We start from the raw sequence: 14,157 nt of genomic DNA on the forward strand, positions 1-14,157 counted from the left end.
GGGGCCAAGTGACACGGTCGTCGCGCTCGGTGCCCGAGCGCAGCTCAGGGCGCACGGGTGCACGAGGAGCGCATGACCGCACCGGCGATCCGGACGGTGACCCTCCGCAAGTCTCGCGCAGCAGAGCGTGTTGTGGCGGATTCATGACGTTCGTACACCACCCGTTCCCCTACGGAACGGGGGTGCGGGCCCATTACTCTTTCGTTTGGCCCCCTGCCCGACCACTCCGGAACGCGAGATTCATGACCGGCACAGACGATGTCCTGCTTGTCCACGGCGGAACCCCGCTGGAGGGCGAGATCCGCGTCCGAGGCGCCAAGAACCTGGTGCCCAAGGCGATGGTCGCCGCGCTGCTCGGCAGCGGGCCCAGCCGGCTGCGCAACGTGCCCGACATCCGCGACGTACGCGTGGTGCGCGGGCTGCTCCAGTTGCACGGCGTGACGGTCCGCCCCGGTGAGGAGCCGGGCGAGCTGGTGCTGGACCCCACGCACGTCGAGAGCGCCAACGTCGCCGACATCGACGCCCACGCGGGCTCCTCGCGCATCCCGATCCTGTTCTGCGGGCCGCTGCTGCACCGACTGGGCCACGCGTTCATCCCGGGGCTCGGCGGCTGCGACATCGGCGGCCGGCCGATCGACTTCCACTTCGACGTGCTGCGCCAGTTCGGCGCGACGATCGAGAAGCGGGCGGACGGGCAGTACCTGGAGGCCCCGCAGCGGCTGCGCGGCACCAAGATCCGGCTGCCGTACCCCTCGGTGGGCTCCACCGAGCAGGTGTTGCTGACCGCGGTGCTCGCCGAGGGCGTCACGGAGCTGTCCAACGCGGCCGTGGAGCCGGAGATCGAGGACCTGATCTGCGTCCTGCAGAAAATGGGCGCGATCATCTCGATGGACACCGACCGGACCATCCGGATCACCGGTGTGGACCGCCTCGACGGCTACACCCACCGCGCCCTCCCGGACCGCCTGGAGGCCGCCTCCTGGGCGTCCGCCGCACTGGCGACCGAGGGCAACATCTACGTCCGGGGCGCCCAGCAGCGCTCGATGATGACGTTCCTGAACACCTACCGCAAGGTGGGCGGCGCCTTCGAGATCGACGACGAGGGCATCCGCTTCTGGCACCCGGGCGGCGCGCTGAACGCCATCGCGCTGGAGACGGACGTGCACCCCGGCTTCCAGACGGACTGGCAGCAGCCGCTGGTCGTCGCGCTGACGCAGGCCGCGGGCCTCTCCATCGTCCACGAGACGGTGTACGAGTCCCGGCTCGGCTTCACCTCCGCGCTGAACCAGATGGGCGCGCACATCCAGCTCTACCGCGAGTGCCTGGGCGGCTCGGACTGCCGCTTCGGCCAGCGCAACTTCCTGCACTCCGCGGTCGTGTCGGGCCCCACGAAGCTCCAGGGCGCGGACCTGGTCATCCCGGACCTGCGCGGCGGCTTCTCGTACCTGATCGCCGCCCTCGCGGCCCAGGGCACCTCCCGGGTGCACGGCATCGACCTGATCAACCGGGGCTACGAGAACTTCATGGACAAGCTGGAGAAGCTGGGCGCGAAGGTGGAGCTGCCGGGCGGCTCGCTGGTCTGACCGCCCGAGCGGCCTGAGCGGCCGCCGAAGGGCCGAATGCAGGAGGGCGGCCACCCCGGGTGGGGTGGCCGCCCTCCGTCGTGCCCAGGGGTCTTACTTGCCCTTGGCGGCTTCCTTGAGCTTGGAGCCCGCGGAGACCTTCACGCTGTAGCCGGCCGGGATGTTGATCGGGTCGCCGGTCTGCGGGTTACGAGCGGTGCGAGCGGCACGGTGGGTGCGCTCGAAGGTCAGGAAACCGGGGATGGTGACCTTCTCGTCGCCCTTGGCGACGACCTCACCGACGGTCTCGGCGAGAGCGGCCAGCACGGCGTCGGCGTCCTTGCGGGTCACCTCGGCACGGTCGGCCAGGGCGGCCACCAGCTCACTGCGGTTCATGTTGTTACTCCCGTGTTCTTCTTGCCTGTGAGGCGTGAGATCGAAGCCGATGCTGCCAGGGCCCTCGGACAGTCCCCGTACCCGGGTCCGCCCTTGAGAGGGTCCGGTAGACCTCGCGCCCTGTGGGGTCTCCCCTGGACGTAGTCCTTGAGGAAGCATCCTGCCCCCACCTGCGGCGGGAAAGCCAATCCGGCACCCTCCGGGAGCCGCGCGAACAGCACCACTGCCTCGTCGTGGTGACGTCCCGTCGACTCCCCAGAGCCTTCCGCAGCATTGCGGAGCTCTGCGGGACGCGTCGCCCGCCCACCCTAAAGGGGCGTTTGGGGCGCCGCGACCCGCGACGCGCCGTAGTCAGACGGACGTGGGCGCCGTCACAGTGGCTCCGGCGGCCCGGGCGGCGTCCCGGACGGCCCCGGCGACCGCTCCGGCGACCTTGTCGTTGAAGACCGACGGGATGATGTAGTTCGCGTTCACCTCGTCCTCGGCGACCACGTCGGCGAGGGCGCGCGCGGCGGCGAGCATCATGTCCGTGTTGACGGTGCGCGACTGGGCGTCGAGCAGGCCGCGGAAGACGCCGGGGAAGACCAGGACGTTGTTGATCTGGTTCGGGAAGTCCGAGCGGCCGGTGGCCACCACGGCGGCGGTGCGGCGGGCGATCGACGGGTCCACCTCGGGGTCCGGATTCGCGAGCGCGAACACGATGGCGCCGTCCGCCATGGCCGCCACGTCGTCCCCGTCGAGCACGTTGGGGGCGGAGACGCCGATGAAGACGTCGGCGCCGACCACGGCCTCCTTGAGGGTGCCGGTGATGCCCTCCGGGTTGGTGTTGTCGGCGATCCAGCAGAGCGGCGAGTCCGGGTCGGCGGAGCGCAGGTCCTCGCGGCCGGAGTGCACGACGCCGTGGATGTCGGCGACGACGGCGTGCTTGACGCCCGCGGCGATGAGGAGCTTCAGGATGGCCGTACCGGCCGCTCCGGCGCCGGACATGACGACCCGCACGTCCCCGATGGCCTTGCCCACCACGCGCAGCGCGTTGGTCAGCGAGGCCAGGACGACGATCGCGGTGCCGTGCTGGTCGTCGTGGAAGACGGGGATGTCCAGGGCCTCGCGCAGCCGGGCCTCGATCTCGAAGCAGCGCGGCGCGGAGATGTCCTCCAGGTTGATCCCGGCGAAGCCGGGCGCGATGGCCTTGACGATCTCGACGATGGCGTCGGTGTCCTGGGTGTCCAGGCAGATCGGCCACGCGTCGATGCCGGCGAAGCGCTTGAAGAGGGCCGCCTTGCCCTCCATGACGGGCAGCGCGGCCTTCGGGCCGATGTTGCCGAGGCCGAGCACCGCGGAGCCGTCCGTCACGACTGCGACGGAGTTGCGCTTGATGGTGAGGCGGCGGGCGTCCTCGGGATTCTCGGCGATCGCCATGCAGACCCGGGCCACGCCGGGGGTGTAGATCATCGAGAGGTCGTCACGGTTGCGGATGGGGTGCTTGGACGCCATCTCGATCTTGCCGCCGAGGTGCATGAGGAACGTACGGTCGGAGACCTTGCCGAGCACGACGCCCTCGATTTCGCGCAGCCCCTCGACGATCTCGTCGGCGTGCGCGGTGGAGGAGGCGGCGATCGTGACGTCGATCCGCAGCTTCTCGTGGCCGGAAGCGGTCACGTCGAGGCCGGTGACGGAACCGCCGGAGGACTCCACGGCCGTGGTGAGCTGGGAGACCGCGGTGCCGCTCGCGGGCACCTCCAGCCTGACCGTCATCGAGTACGAGACGCTGGGCGCCGTTGCCATGGCCGAGTCCTTCGCTTTCCTTAGCTTCATTGCTATGCGCGTCCGAAGTCCGAGCAGGCCCGGCAGCGGACACGCCTTCCGATATTCGCACCTACCGACGAGTAGCCGTTAATGACTGTCGCAGCGCGGAAACTGTTTTCCACCATACGAGAGAGTGTGGCGCAACGGAACCCCTCGCCGGGAACGCGAAGAGGCCCGCGCCACCGGAAGGTGACGCGGGCCTCTTCTTCAGTTGACGACACCGGCCCGCCATGCTCGCCTCGCGGCAAGTGGTCGCTCGAAGCGACTAAGGTTGGGCCCGGGGGCTTGGATCGAGCCGGTGTCACCCCCAGGCTAACAAATCACCTGGAAAAGCGATTCCCGCGGCGCGGGTTGACCGGAATCGGCCTCCGCGCGCCCCTCTCCCGGCCCCTTCTCAGTCCCTGAGCAGGTCCGGCACCCCGTCCTCGTCCGGCAGGTCCCGCTCCCCCGACACCACGGTCAGCTGCTGGGTCGCCCGGGTGAGCGCCACGTACAGCACGCGCAGCCCGGCCGGGGACTCGTCCGCGATCTCGGCCGGCGAGACGACCACCGTCGCGTCGTACTCCAGCCCCTTGGCCTCCAGGCTGCCGAGCGCCACCACCCGGTCGCCCAGCTCCGCCAGCCACTCGCGGGCCTGGGCGCGCCGGTTCATCGCCACGACGACGCCGACCGTGCCGTCCACCTCGGCGAGCAGCCGCCGCGCCTCCTCGCGCACCGTCCCGGCCAGGTCGTCGCCGCGTACGGTCTCGAAGCGCGGGACCACGCCCGTGGAGCGGACGGCGGCCGGGGACTCCATGCCGGGCATGGCGAGGGCCAGCACCTTCGCGGCCAGCTCGGCGATCTCGGCCGGGTTGCGGTAGTTGACGGTCAGCGTGAAGTTCCGGCGCGGGCGGCTGCCCAGCGCCTCGTCACGGGCGGCCGCCGCCTCGTCCGGGTCGGACCAGGAGGACTGCGCCGGGTCCCCGACGATCGTCCAGGTGGCGTGCCGGCCGCGCCGGCCGACCATCCGCCACTGCATGGGCGTGAGGTCCTGCGCCTCGTCCACGATGACGTGGGCGTACTCGGTGCGCTCGGCGGCGAGCCGTTCGGCGCGCTCCCACTGGGTCTCCTCGCGGCGGGGCATCAGCTCCTCCAGGCCGGTGAGCTGGTCCAGCGGATCCGCCTCGCGCTTGCGCTTGGGGCGGCTCGGGGTGCCGAGGAGCGTGTGCAGCTCGTCCAGGATCGCCACGTCGTGCACGGAGAGCGGTCCCTGTCCGGCGGCGTCCAGGCGCTTGAGGGAGCGCGCGAGCCGGCGCACCTCGCCCTGGTTGAGCGTGCGCCGGGCCCACCGGGCGAGCCGCTTCTCGTCGGCCATCGCGGCGAGCACGCCGCGCGGGGTCAGTTCGGGCCACCAGGCGTTCAGGAACTCGATGAACGGGGTCTCCGTGGACACGTCCTCGTCGAAGGACGTACGCAGCTCCGCCGCCAGCTCCGGGTCGGTGTAGCGCCCCCGGCCGGAGGAGCGGTTCCACAGCGCGTCGAGCAGCAGCCGGCGGGCGCGCGGGCGCAGCAGGTTGACCGGGGCGGTCCCGCCCAGGACGTTGTTGCGGATGCGCCGCAGCTCGTCCTCCTGGAGCTCGACCCGGGCACCGAAGGCGACCACGCGCAGCCGGGTCGGCGTGCCGGCGGGCTGCGGTGCCTCCTCGGCCTCCCCGAACTCCAGCTGCCCCCCGGCGGGGGCGGTCCGGGGCGCGGGCTGTTCCAGCGCGCCGCGCGCCGCCTTGCGGAGGACCGGGAGCATCCGCGAGGAGCCCTTGATCCGGGCGACGGCCGGCTCGTCGTAGGCGGTGGCACCCTCGGGTCCCGCCGCGTCGTCGGAGAGCGAGCCGACCGCGCGGATGGCGACCTGGCCCTCCTCGCCGAGCGAGGGCAGCACGCCCTCGGTGTACGCCACGAGCAGCGGCGTCGGCGAGACGACGAGGATGCCGCCCGCGTACCGCCGCCGGTCCTGGTAGAGCAGGTACGCGGCGCGGTGCAGGGCGACCGCGGTCTTGCCGGTGCCGGGGCCGCCGGAGACCTCGGTGACGGAGGCGGCGGGGGCCCGGATGACGAGGTCCTGCTCCGCCTGGATGGACGAGACGATGTCCCGCATGGTGTGGCTGCGGGCCTGTCCGAGCGCGGCCATCAGGGCGCCGTCGCCGACGACCGGCAGCTTCTCGCCGTCCAGGTACGCGGTCAGCTCGGGGCGCATCAGGTCGTCCTCGACGCCGAGGACCCGGCGGCCCTTGGAGCGGATGACGCGGCGGCGGACCACCCGGCCCGGCTCCTTGGGCGTGGAGCGGTAGAACGGGGCCGCGGCCGGGGCCCGCCAGTCGATGACGAGCGGCGCGTAGTCGGAGTCGAGGACCCCGATCCGGCCGATGTGCAGCGTCTCGGCGATGTCGGCGGTGTCGTCCTCGCGCACGACGTCGTCGGCGGGCTCGACGGAGGTGTACGCGCCGTCCGGGCCGCGTTCGCCGTCCTTGCCGAGCAGGAGGTCGATCCTCCCGAAGAGGAAGTCCTCGAACTCGCTGTTCAGCCGGTTGAGATGGATTCCGGCGCGGAACACCTGGGCGTCGCGCTCGGCGAGCGCCCCCGGTGTCCCCACCTGGCCGCGCTTGACGGCGTCGTCCATGAGAAATTCCGCCTCGTGGATCTTCTCCTCAAGACGGTGGTACACCCGGTCGAGATGTTCCTGCTCGACACCGATTTCCCGGTCCCGCAACGAATCGACAGCGGCATCCTGCGCGGCCACCGAGGCCCCCTTCTGACGTGCATTGGGCAGCCGTCAACCTTATGCGACGGGGACCACTCGCGCACCTGCCGGGGGCCGTTCGAACCCCCCTCGTACGATGAGCGGGTGAACGCCCACGCGCGCGACGCCCGCCTGTCGTCCGGTTCCCTGGTGCTGCGCCCCTGGCGGCCGGGCGATCTGGGAGTGCTCCTCGACGCCTACCGCGACCCCGCCGTCCAGGCCGGATCGCGGGCGCCGGTGGCGGACGAGGAGGCGGCCGCGCACTGGCTGCGGGCCCAGGAGGAGGGCCGGGCGACCGGACTGCGACACAGCTTCGCGGTCGTGGACACCGAGCTCGGTGCGGGCCCGGTGGGCAATGTCGCCCTGTCGTTCCCGGAGACCGGCGCGTCCTCGGCGGAGGTGGGCTACTGGACGGTCGCGCCCGCCCGGGGCCGGGGCATCGCCCCGCGCGCCCTCGAAGCGCTGTCCGCCTGGGCGTCCGAGGCGTTCGCCGGGGCCGGACTCGTACGCCTCGAACTGCTGCATCAGGTGGACAACGCGGCCTCGTGCCGGGTCGCGGAGAAGGCCGGGTACCCGCTCACCGGGGTGCTGCCCCCGGCCCCGCCGTGGCCGCGCGAGGGGCACCTGCACACGCGCGGGCTCTGAGGGGTGTTGGGGGAGGGCCGGGTGGGGGGCGGGTTGCACACCCCGCCGACAATACCCGGCGCCGGGGCCGGGGGGGGGGGTGGGGGGGCCGGGGGGGGGGGGCCCCCCCCCCCGCGGGGGGCGGGCGGGCGGCCCCCCCCCCCGCGGGGGGCCTGGGGGGGGTGGGCCCCCCCGCGGGGCGCGGGCCCCCCCCCAACACCCCTCAGACGATCCCGGTCGCCGGGCCGTCGTGCAGGATGCGCTGGAAGAGGCGGTGGTCGCGCCATTCGCCGTCGATGTGCATGTAGCGCGGGGCGACCGCGAACTCCTCGAATCCGCACTTGGCGAGGACCCGCTGGGACGCGGTGTTGTGCAGGACCGTGCCCGCCTCGATCCGGTGCAGTCGCAGCTCGTCCCGCGCCAGCTCGCAGATCCTGCGCACGGCGGCCGTGGCCAGCCCGCGGCCCGCGAGCTCCACGTCCACCCAGTAGCCGAGGACAGCGCTGTGGAAGGAGCCGAGCACGATGGCGTTGAGGTTGAACCCGCCGACCACCCGGTCCTCGGCGTCGCTCAGCACCCAGGGCATCACGCGCCCCGCTTCCCGCTCCGCGAGCAGCCCGGCCAGCCGCTCGCGCTGGCCCTCCTCGGTGTAGAAGGACTCGGGGCGCACGGGCTCCCAGGGGCGCATGTACGCCCGGCTGCGGATGAGCGCGTCGGCGCGGGAGGCGGCGTCGGACAGCCGGACGGGGCGCAGCCGTATCCCCGCCTGGAGCGGATGGGCATCATCGATCATGCCCGGCACGTTATAGGGCCGGTCAGGTCTCCGCGTACTTGGCGTCCGCAGCGGGGTCCAGCGCCAGCCGGTACCCGCGCTTGACGACCGTCTGGATCAGCCGGGGCGCCCCGAGGGCGGTGCGGAGCCGGGCCATGGCGGTCTCGACCGCGTGCTCGTCGGTGCCGCTGCCGGGCAGGGCGCGCAGCAGGTCGGCGCGCGAGACCACCCAGCCGGGGCGCCGGGCCAGGGTGTGCAGCAGGGCCATCCCGGCGGGCGGGACCGCGCGCAGCTCCTCGTCCACCAGGACGGCGTGGCCCCGGATCTCGACGCGGTGCCCGGCGATGGGCAGCGTACGGGCGCGGGCGGGCAGTTCGCGGCAGATCAGCTGGACGAGCGGGCCGAGCCGGAAGCGCTCCGGCTGGACGGTGTCGATCCCGCGCGCCTGCAAGGGCACGGCGGTGACCGGTCCGACGCAGGCCGGCACGATGTCGCCGCGCAGCGCGGTGACGACCTCGGTGAGCAGTCCGCGTTCCTCGGCGCGGCCGAGCAGCGAGGCCGCCGCCGGGGCGCTGGTGAAGGTCAGCGCGTCCAGGGCGCGGGCGGCGGTGAGGTCGAGGAGCCGGTCCAGGGGCGCGATGTCCTCCGGCGGCATCCAGCGGTAGACGGGCACGCCGACCACCTCGGCGCCGGCCTCGCGCAGCGCCTCCACGAAGCCGGGGAGGGGTTCGCCGTGCAGCTGGAGCGCGACGCGGCGGCCCCGTACGCCCTCCTCCAGGAGCCGTTCCAGGACCTCGGCCATGGATTCGGAGGCCGGGGACCACGCCTCGGTCAGCCCGGCGGCGCGGACGGCGCCCTTCACCTTGGGACCGCGCGCCAGGAGTTCGACCCCGCGCAGGGTCTCCAGGAGGCGGTCGCCGATGCCCCAGCCGTCGGCCGCCTCGATCCAGCCGCGGAAGCCGATCGCGGTGGTGGCGACGACCACGTCGGGCCGGTCGGCGACCAGGTGCCGGGTGGCGGCGAGCAGTTCGCCGTCGTCGGCGAGCGGCACGATCCGCAGGGCGGGTGCGTGCACCACGGTGGCGCCCCGGCGCCGCAGCAGGGTGCCCAGCTCCTCCGCCCGGCGGGCGGCGGTGACCCCGACCGTGAAGCCCGCGAGGGGCCCGTGCCGCGCGTCGCCCTGCTGTCCGTCGTCGTGTTGTCCGTCGTGCATGAGGTCTACCCGGCTCTCGTCCCGCTGCTGCTCGATGGTGCGGAGGACCGAGCCTGCCAACGCCGCGTGACAGGCCCGGTTCAGCTGTATTTCCCGCTCGTTACGTCGCCCGGCACCGCCGGTCCATCATCACACCCCGGCATGGCCGAGCAGGGGCTTCGCCGGTACGGCCGCGGCGCGGCGGAGGTATACCGACCAGGTGAGCGCCGAGCACACCGCGTAGAAGGCGAGGAAGGACCAGAAGGCTGCCGTGCCCGCGCCCGAGGTCTGGAAGGACTGCCGGAAGGCGAGGTTGATGGCGAGCCCGCCGAGCGCGCCGACCGCGCCGATCAGCCCCATCGCGGCGCCGGAGATCCGCCGCCCCCGGGCCGCCGCCTCCTCGCCGCGCAGCCCCTGGGCGATGGCCCGGGCGTGGAAGATGCCCGGGATCATCTTGTACGTCGACCCGTTGCCGAGCCCGGACAGCGCGAACAGGGCGGTGAAGCCGACGAGGAACACGGTCAGCGAGGCGATCCGGGAGGCGTATACGACCACGCCGGTCGCGGCGGCCATGGCGGCGAAGTTGACGAGGGTGATGCGGGCCCCGCCGTACCGGTCGGCGAGCCGGCCGCCGACCGGCCGGATCAGCGAGCCGAGGAGCGGGCCGATGAAGGTGAGCGAGGCCGCCTGGAGCGGGGTCCGTCCGAACTGGGTCTGGAGGACGAGCCCGAAGGCGAAGCTGTAGCCGATGAAGGAGCCGAAGGTGCCGACGTAGAGGACGGCCATGATCCAGGTGTGCCGGTCGCGCACCGCCTCCCGGGCGGCTCCGGTGTCGTTGCGCACGGGCGCCAGGTTGTCCATGCAGCGCGCCGCGCACCCGGCCGCGAGCAGGATCAGCGGGATGTACGCGGCGAGCACGATCCTGGGGTGGGTGGCCCCGGCCGTCCCGATGACCAGGAGCCCGGCGAGCTGCACGACGGGCACGCCGATGTTGCCGCCGCCCGCGTTGAGCCCGAGCGCCCAGCCCTTCTTGCGCAGCGGGAAGAAGGCGTTGATGTTCGTCATGGACGAGGCGAAGTTGCCGCCGCCGATGCCGGTCAGCGCGGACACCGCGAGGAAGGTGCCGTACGAGGTGCCCGGCTCCATCACGAGGAGGGCGGCGATCGTCGGCACGAGCAGGGTGAGCGCGCTGAACACCGTCCAGTTCCGGCCACCGAACCGGGCCACGGCGAAGGTGTACGGCACCCGGGCGACGGCCCCGACCAGGGTGGCGGTGGAGATCAGGAAGAACTTCCCGGCCGGGTCGACACCGTATTCGGGTCCCATGAAGAGCACCATCACGGACCACAGGGTCCAGACGGAGAAGCCGATGTGCTCGGAGAGGACGGAGAACCAGAGGTTGCGGCGGGCGACGCGCTCGCCGGTCTCCCGCCAGAAGGTCTCGTCCTCCGGGTCCCATTGCTCGATCCAACGGCCTGCCATCACGCGCCTCCACGGGTGGTCGGGGTGTTGTCCCCGAACCTAGGAAGCGCGCGTTTCGGTGCCGTGCCGCGAGGTGACCTGTGGGCAACCTTGCTCTCACCGGGCCGCGGGCCGCCCGGTGAGCGCACGGTCATGTACGGGCGCGGGCGGTGCCGTTGGGCCAGAGCCTCGGGCGGCGTCCGGCGGCGAGGTCCTCGACCCAGCCGACGGCGAGGATCATCAGCCCGATGAGCGGCCAGACGATGATCAGCGCCAGGGCGTTGTCCGCGCGGTCGATGTACGTGCCGAGGTGGTCGCCGACCCAGGGCACGTCCCAGAGCAGGTCGATGACCGGGAAGGTGGCCATCAGCAGCATGTTGTGCCACAGATAGATGGTCACCGCCCGGTTGTTGGCGAGGGTGACCAGGCTGTCCCAGCCCGCCAGCCGGCCCGGCAGCTCCCGCCAGGAGGGGGCGTACTGGAGCAGGATCATGCAGAACCCGAGCGACCAGGTGGCCTGGGCGAGCGGGATCTCGTCCAGGTTCCAGCCCTCCTCGGTGAGGTGGTGGGCGCCCCACCACAGCGCGAAGGCCATCAGCATCGCGGCCAGCGAGACGGCGAGGTAGCGGGGGACGGTCTTCAGCAGCCCGTCGTGGTGGGCGAAGCCGAGGATCCAGCAGGAGCCGAACACCGCGAAGTCCACCAGGCCCTCACCGGTCGCGCCGGGCACGGTGACCAGACCGGTGCCGATGACGGCGGTGAGCCCGACCGGGGCGAGCAGCGTGACCCAGGGCAGCTTCCGGAACGCCTTGAGCAGCAGCGGGGAGGCCAGGACGAACCACAGGTAGGCGCGGATGTACCAGAGCGGCCCGATGCCCTGCTCGGCCCAGGAGGTCTCCAGCCAGCCGCCCTCGGAGCCGTTCTCCCAGGGGAAGGGCGGGGTGCCGATCGGCAGGATGTAGCAGCCCAGCTTGAGGAACCACCAGATGCCCTCCTCGCGCACCGGCTTCCAGCCGAGCGCGAAGACCACGGGCACGACGACTGCGGCGAACGCCCACATGGGCGGCAGCAGCCTGCGGACGCGGCTCCGGATCACGCTCCAGGCGGGCCGGGCCAGCGAGCGGGCCATCAGCGATCCGGCCAGGGCGAACATGACGCCCATGGACGGGAAGACGACGGTCAGCCAGGCCCAGCCGAAGAGGTGGAAGACGACGACCCGGACGAGCGCGACGGCCCGCAGCAGGTCGAGATAGCGGTCCCGGCCGGCCTTGGCGGGCGCGGGGGCCGGAGCCTCGGCCGGGGCGGGCCCGGGGGTGGGCGAGGGCAGCACCACGCGCAGCGCCATGGTCCGCTCGTCCGCGTGCGGCTCTCCGTACGACTGCTGGGGATGCGTCATGCGACGGGCCTCCGGTCCTGGGTGCGCGCCCGCTGGGACGGCATCGCGCCGGGCGCCTCGACGACTCCCGTACGCCGCAGCTTCTGCCAGCGCAGCCGGCCGCCGGTGAGAGCGGTGATCCAGGACTGGAGCAGCACCACGTACATGAGCTGCCGGTACAGGACCTGCTGGAGGGGCAGCGAGAGCAGATGGGTCATGCGCTCCCGGTCGAGCCGGAAGGCGTACGCGGCACACACGAGCTGGACCGCGAGGACGCCGAGCCACGCGCCGACGGTCTTCTCGGTGGGCCCGAACACGAGCCCGTACAGCAGGAAGACGTCGATGAGCGGGGCGAGCAGCGGGGCGACGACCATGAACAGTGAGACGAACGGCAGTCCGACGCGCCCGAACCGGCCCGAGGGCCCGCGCTCGATGACCGCCCTGCGGTGCTTCCAGATCGCCTGCATGGTGCCGTACGACCAGCGGTAGCGCTGCGACCAGAGCTGCTGCACGGTCTCCGGCGCCTCGGTCCAGGCGCGGGCGTTCTCCGCGTAGACGACGCGCCAGCCGTCCCGGTGGAGGGCCATGGTGACGTCGGTGTCCTCGGCGAGGGTGTCCTCGCTGACGCCGCCGACCCGCTCCAGCGCCTCGCGCCGGAAGGCCCCGACCGCGCCGGGGATGGTGGGCATGCAGCGCAGCACGTCGTACATGCGGCGGTCGAGGTTGAAGCCCATCACGTACTCGATGTGCTGCCAGGCGCCGATCAGCGAGTCGCGGTTGCCGACCTTGGCGTTGCCGGCGACGGCCCCGACGCGCGGGTCGCCGAAGGGCTGCACCAGTTCGCGGACGGTGGTCGGTTCGAAGACCGTGTCGCCGTCCATCATCACGATGATGTCGTTGCGGGCGTGCCGGATGCCGTTGTTCAGGGCGGCGGGCTTGCCCGCGTTGCGCTGGCGGACCACCCGGACGTTGGGCAGCCGCATCCGCTGGACGATGTCCGCGGTGCCGTCCGTGGAGCCGTCGTCGATCACGATGACTTCGACCGGATAGTCACTTGCCAGGAGCGAGCGCACCGTGTTCGCGATGCACTTCTTCTCGTTGTACGCGGGCACCAGGACGGTCACCGTGCGGGTGACGGGTTCGCCCCAGCGGAAGCCGCGGCCGCGGACCCGGCGGGCGTGGACGAAGGACAGCACCAGCATCAGCCCGAAGCGGGCGAAGACCAGCACCCCGATCACGGCGAGCCCGGCCACCATCACATCGGTGATGTGCTCCGAGACGCCCACCGCCCAGACGAACGCCTTGCCCTTCCACAGGTCGAAGCCGGTGACCGGGGAGTGCGCGCTGGGGGCGCCGAGCGCGTCGGTGAGGTTGGCGAAGTCGTAGCCCCGCTTCTGCATCTCGGGGAGGAACTTGCCCAGGGCGGTGACGGTCTGGGACCGGTTCCCCCCGGAGTCGTGCATCAGGATGACCGCGCCCTTGCCGTGCTTGGGCGTGGCCCGGTCGATGATCGCCTTGACGCCCGGCCGCTTCCAGTCCTCACTGTCCGTGTTGTTGACGACGGTGAGGTAGCCGCGGCTGCCGATGTACTGCGTGACCGGCCAGGACTTGTTGTCCATGGCGTCGGCGAACGAGGAGTAGGGCGGCCGGAAGAGCGAGGTGCGGATGCCCGCCGCACCGGCCAGGACCAGCTGGTTCTGGGAGAGCTCCCAGTCGATGCGGCTGGTGGACTGGTAGGAGAGATCGGGGTGGTTGAAGGTGTGCAGCCCGACCTCGTGCCCCTCCCTGACCATGCGCTCGACCAGCTCCGGGTAGCGCGAGGCCATGGTGCCGGTGACGAAGAAGACGGCATGGGCGTCGTACTTCTTCAGCTCGTCCAGCACCTTGGGCGTCCACTCCGGGTCCGGCCCGTCGTCGAAGGTCAGCACGATCCGGTGGTCCGGGATGCGCAGGGTCTTCGCGGGCTCGGTGGTGGAGCGGGCGTCGATGACCGGTCCGCCCTCCAGCACCTGCTCGGGCACCCGGTCGGTCGCGACGGGGGGCCGGATGCGGTGGTCGGCCAGGATTTCGCTGTGCACGTAGCCACGCAGCATCAGCATGGCGAGCAGGGCAACGAGAAACAGGAGCGGCAGCATGTAGCGCATGGGAAGTCTGCGCCGGCGGGTCTGCTTCTTCCTGTGGGAGTTGCGCCTGCCC

10 protein-coding genes are annotated in these 14,157 nt (G+C 72.2%); 2 read left to right on the forward strand and 8 right to left on the reverse strand.

From position 1 onward, the window contains the following. The first annotated feature begins 242 nt into the window (after positions 1 to 242). The gene (murA, locus tag ACFZAT_RS28240) at positions 243 to 1,583 is read left to right on the forward strand and encodes a UDP-N-acetylglucosamine 1-carboxyvinyltransferase (RefSeq protein WP_018100785.1); all 1,341 of its coding nucleotides are present in this window, start codon (positions 243 to 245) and stop codon (positions 1,581 to 1,583) included. Between the two features lie 93 nt (positions 1,584 to 1,676). Here murA and ACFZAT_RS28245 read toward each other — a convergent pair whose 3' ends face one another. The 3 genes from ACFZAT_RS28245 to ACFZAT_RS28255 form a co-directional block, all read right to left on the reverse strand. Further along, positions 1,677 to 1,958 (reverse strand): HU family DNA-binding protein, encoded by a 282-nt coding sequence (locus tag ACFZAT_RS28245; RefSeq protein ID WP_017237029.1) that lies wholly within the window; start codon positions 1,956 to 1,958, stop codon positions 1,677 to 1,679. 351 nt (positions 1,959 to 2,309) lie between these two features. After that, positions 2,310 to 3,743 carry a malic enzyme-like NAD(P)-binding protein gene (locus ACFZAT_RS28250; protein ID WP_391268359.1) on the reverse strand — a complete coding sequence of 478 codons (1,434 nt, stop codon included), beginning with the start codon at positions 3,741 to 3,743 and terminating at the stop codon, positions 2,310 to 2,312. Between the two features lie 415 nt (positions 3,744 to 4,158). Next, entirely contained in the window at positions 4,159 to 6,537 is a 2,379-nt protein-coding gene (locus tag ACFZAT_RS28255) for a UvrD-helicase domain-containing protein (RefSeq protein ID WP_391268360.1), read from the reverse strand. A 105-nt stretch (positions 6,538 to 6,642) separates the two neighbouring features. Between ACFZAT_RS28255 and ACFZAT_RS28260 the strand changes: the two genes are divergently transcribed. Next, a complete protein-coding gene (locus ACFZAT_RS28260) occupies positions 6,643 to 7,182 on the forward strand; it encodes a GNAT family N-acetyltransferase (protein ID WP_391268361.1) in 540 nt (179 codons plus the stop codon). A gap of 202 nt (positions 7,183 to 7,384) precedes the next feature. On the opposite strand, the gene ACFZAT_RS28265 is transcribed toward ACFZAT_RS28260, so the two are convergent. From ACFZAT_RS28265 to ACFZAT_RS28285, 5 genes are all read right to left on the reverse strand, one after another. Continuing rightward, positions 7,385 to 7,954 carry a GNAT family N-acetyltransferase gene (locus ACFZAT_RS28265; protein WP_391268362.1) on the reverse strand — a complete coding sequence of 190 codons (570 nt, stop codon included), beginning with the start codon at positions 7,952 to 7,954 and terminating at the stop codon, positions 7,385 to 7,387. A 22-nt stretch (positions 7,955 to 7,976) separates the two neighbouring features. Then, complete coding sequence (locus tag ACFZAT_RS28270) at positions 7,977 to 9,146, reverse strand: uroporphyrinogen-III synthase (RefSeq protein WP_391268407.1); 1,170 nt, start codon at positions 9,144 to 9,146, stop codon at positions 7,977 to 7,979. Between the two features lie 129 nt (positions 9,147 to 9,275). Continuing rightward, the gene (locus tag ACFZAT_RS28275; protein ID WP_391268363.1) at positions 9,276 to 10,607 is read right to left on the reverse strand and encodes an MFS transporter; all 1,332 of its coding nucleotides are present in this window, start codon (positions 10,605 to 10,607) and stop codon (positions 9,276 to 9,278) included. A gap of 130 nt (positions 10,608 to 10,737) precedes the next feature. Then, positions 10,738 to 11,982 carry an acyltransferase family protein gene (locus tag ACFZAT_RS28280; RefSeq protein WP_391268364.1) on the reverse strand — a complete coding sequence of 415 codons (1,245 nt, stop codon included), beginning with the start codon at positions 11,980 to 11,982 and terminating at the stop codon, positions 10,738 to 10,740. Beyond that, positions 11,979 to 14,105, reverse strand: a complete 2,127-nt coding sequence (locus ACFZAT_RS28285) for a glycosyltransferase (RefSeq protein ID WP_391268408.1) — start codon at positions 14,103 to 14,105, stop codon at positions 11,979 to 11,981. The genes ACFZAT_RS28280 and ACFZAT_RS28285 overlap by 4 nt, the downstream gene beginning before the upstream one ends. Positions 14,106 to 14,157 lie beyond the last annotated feature (52 nt).

Origin of the sequence: Streptomyces sp. NPDC008163 (assembly GCF_042956885.1) — a bacterium.
GTDB lineage: Bacteria > Actinomycetota > Actinomycetes > Streptomycetales > Streptomycetaceae > Streptomyces > Streptomyces drozdowiczii_A.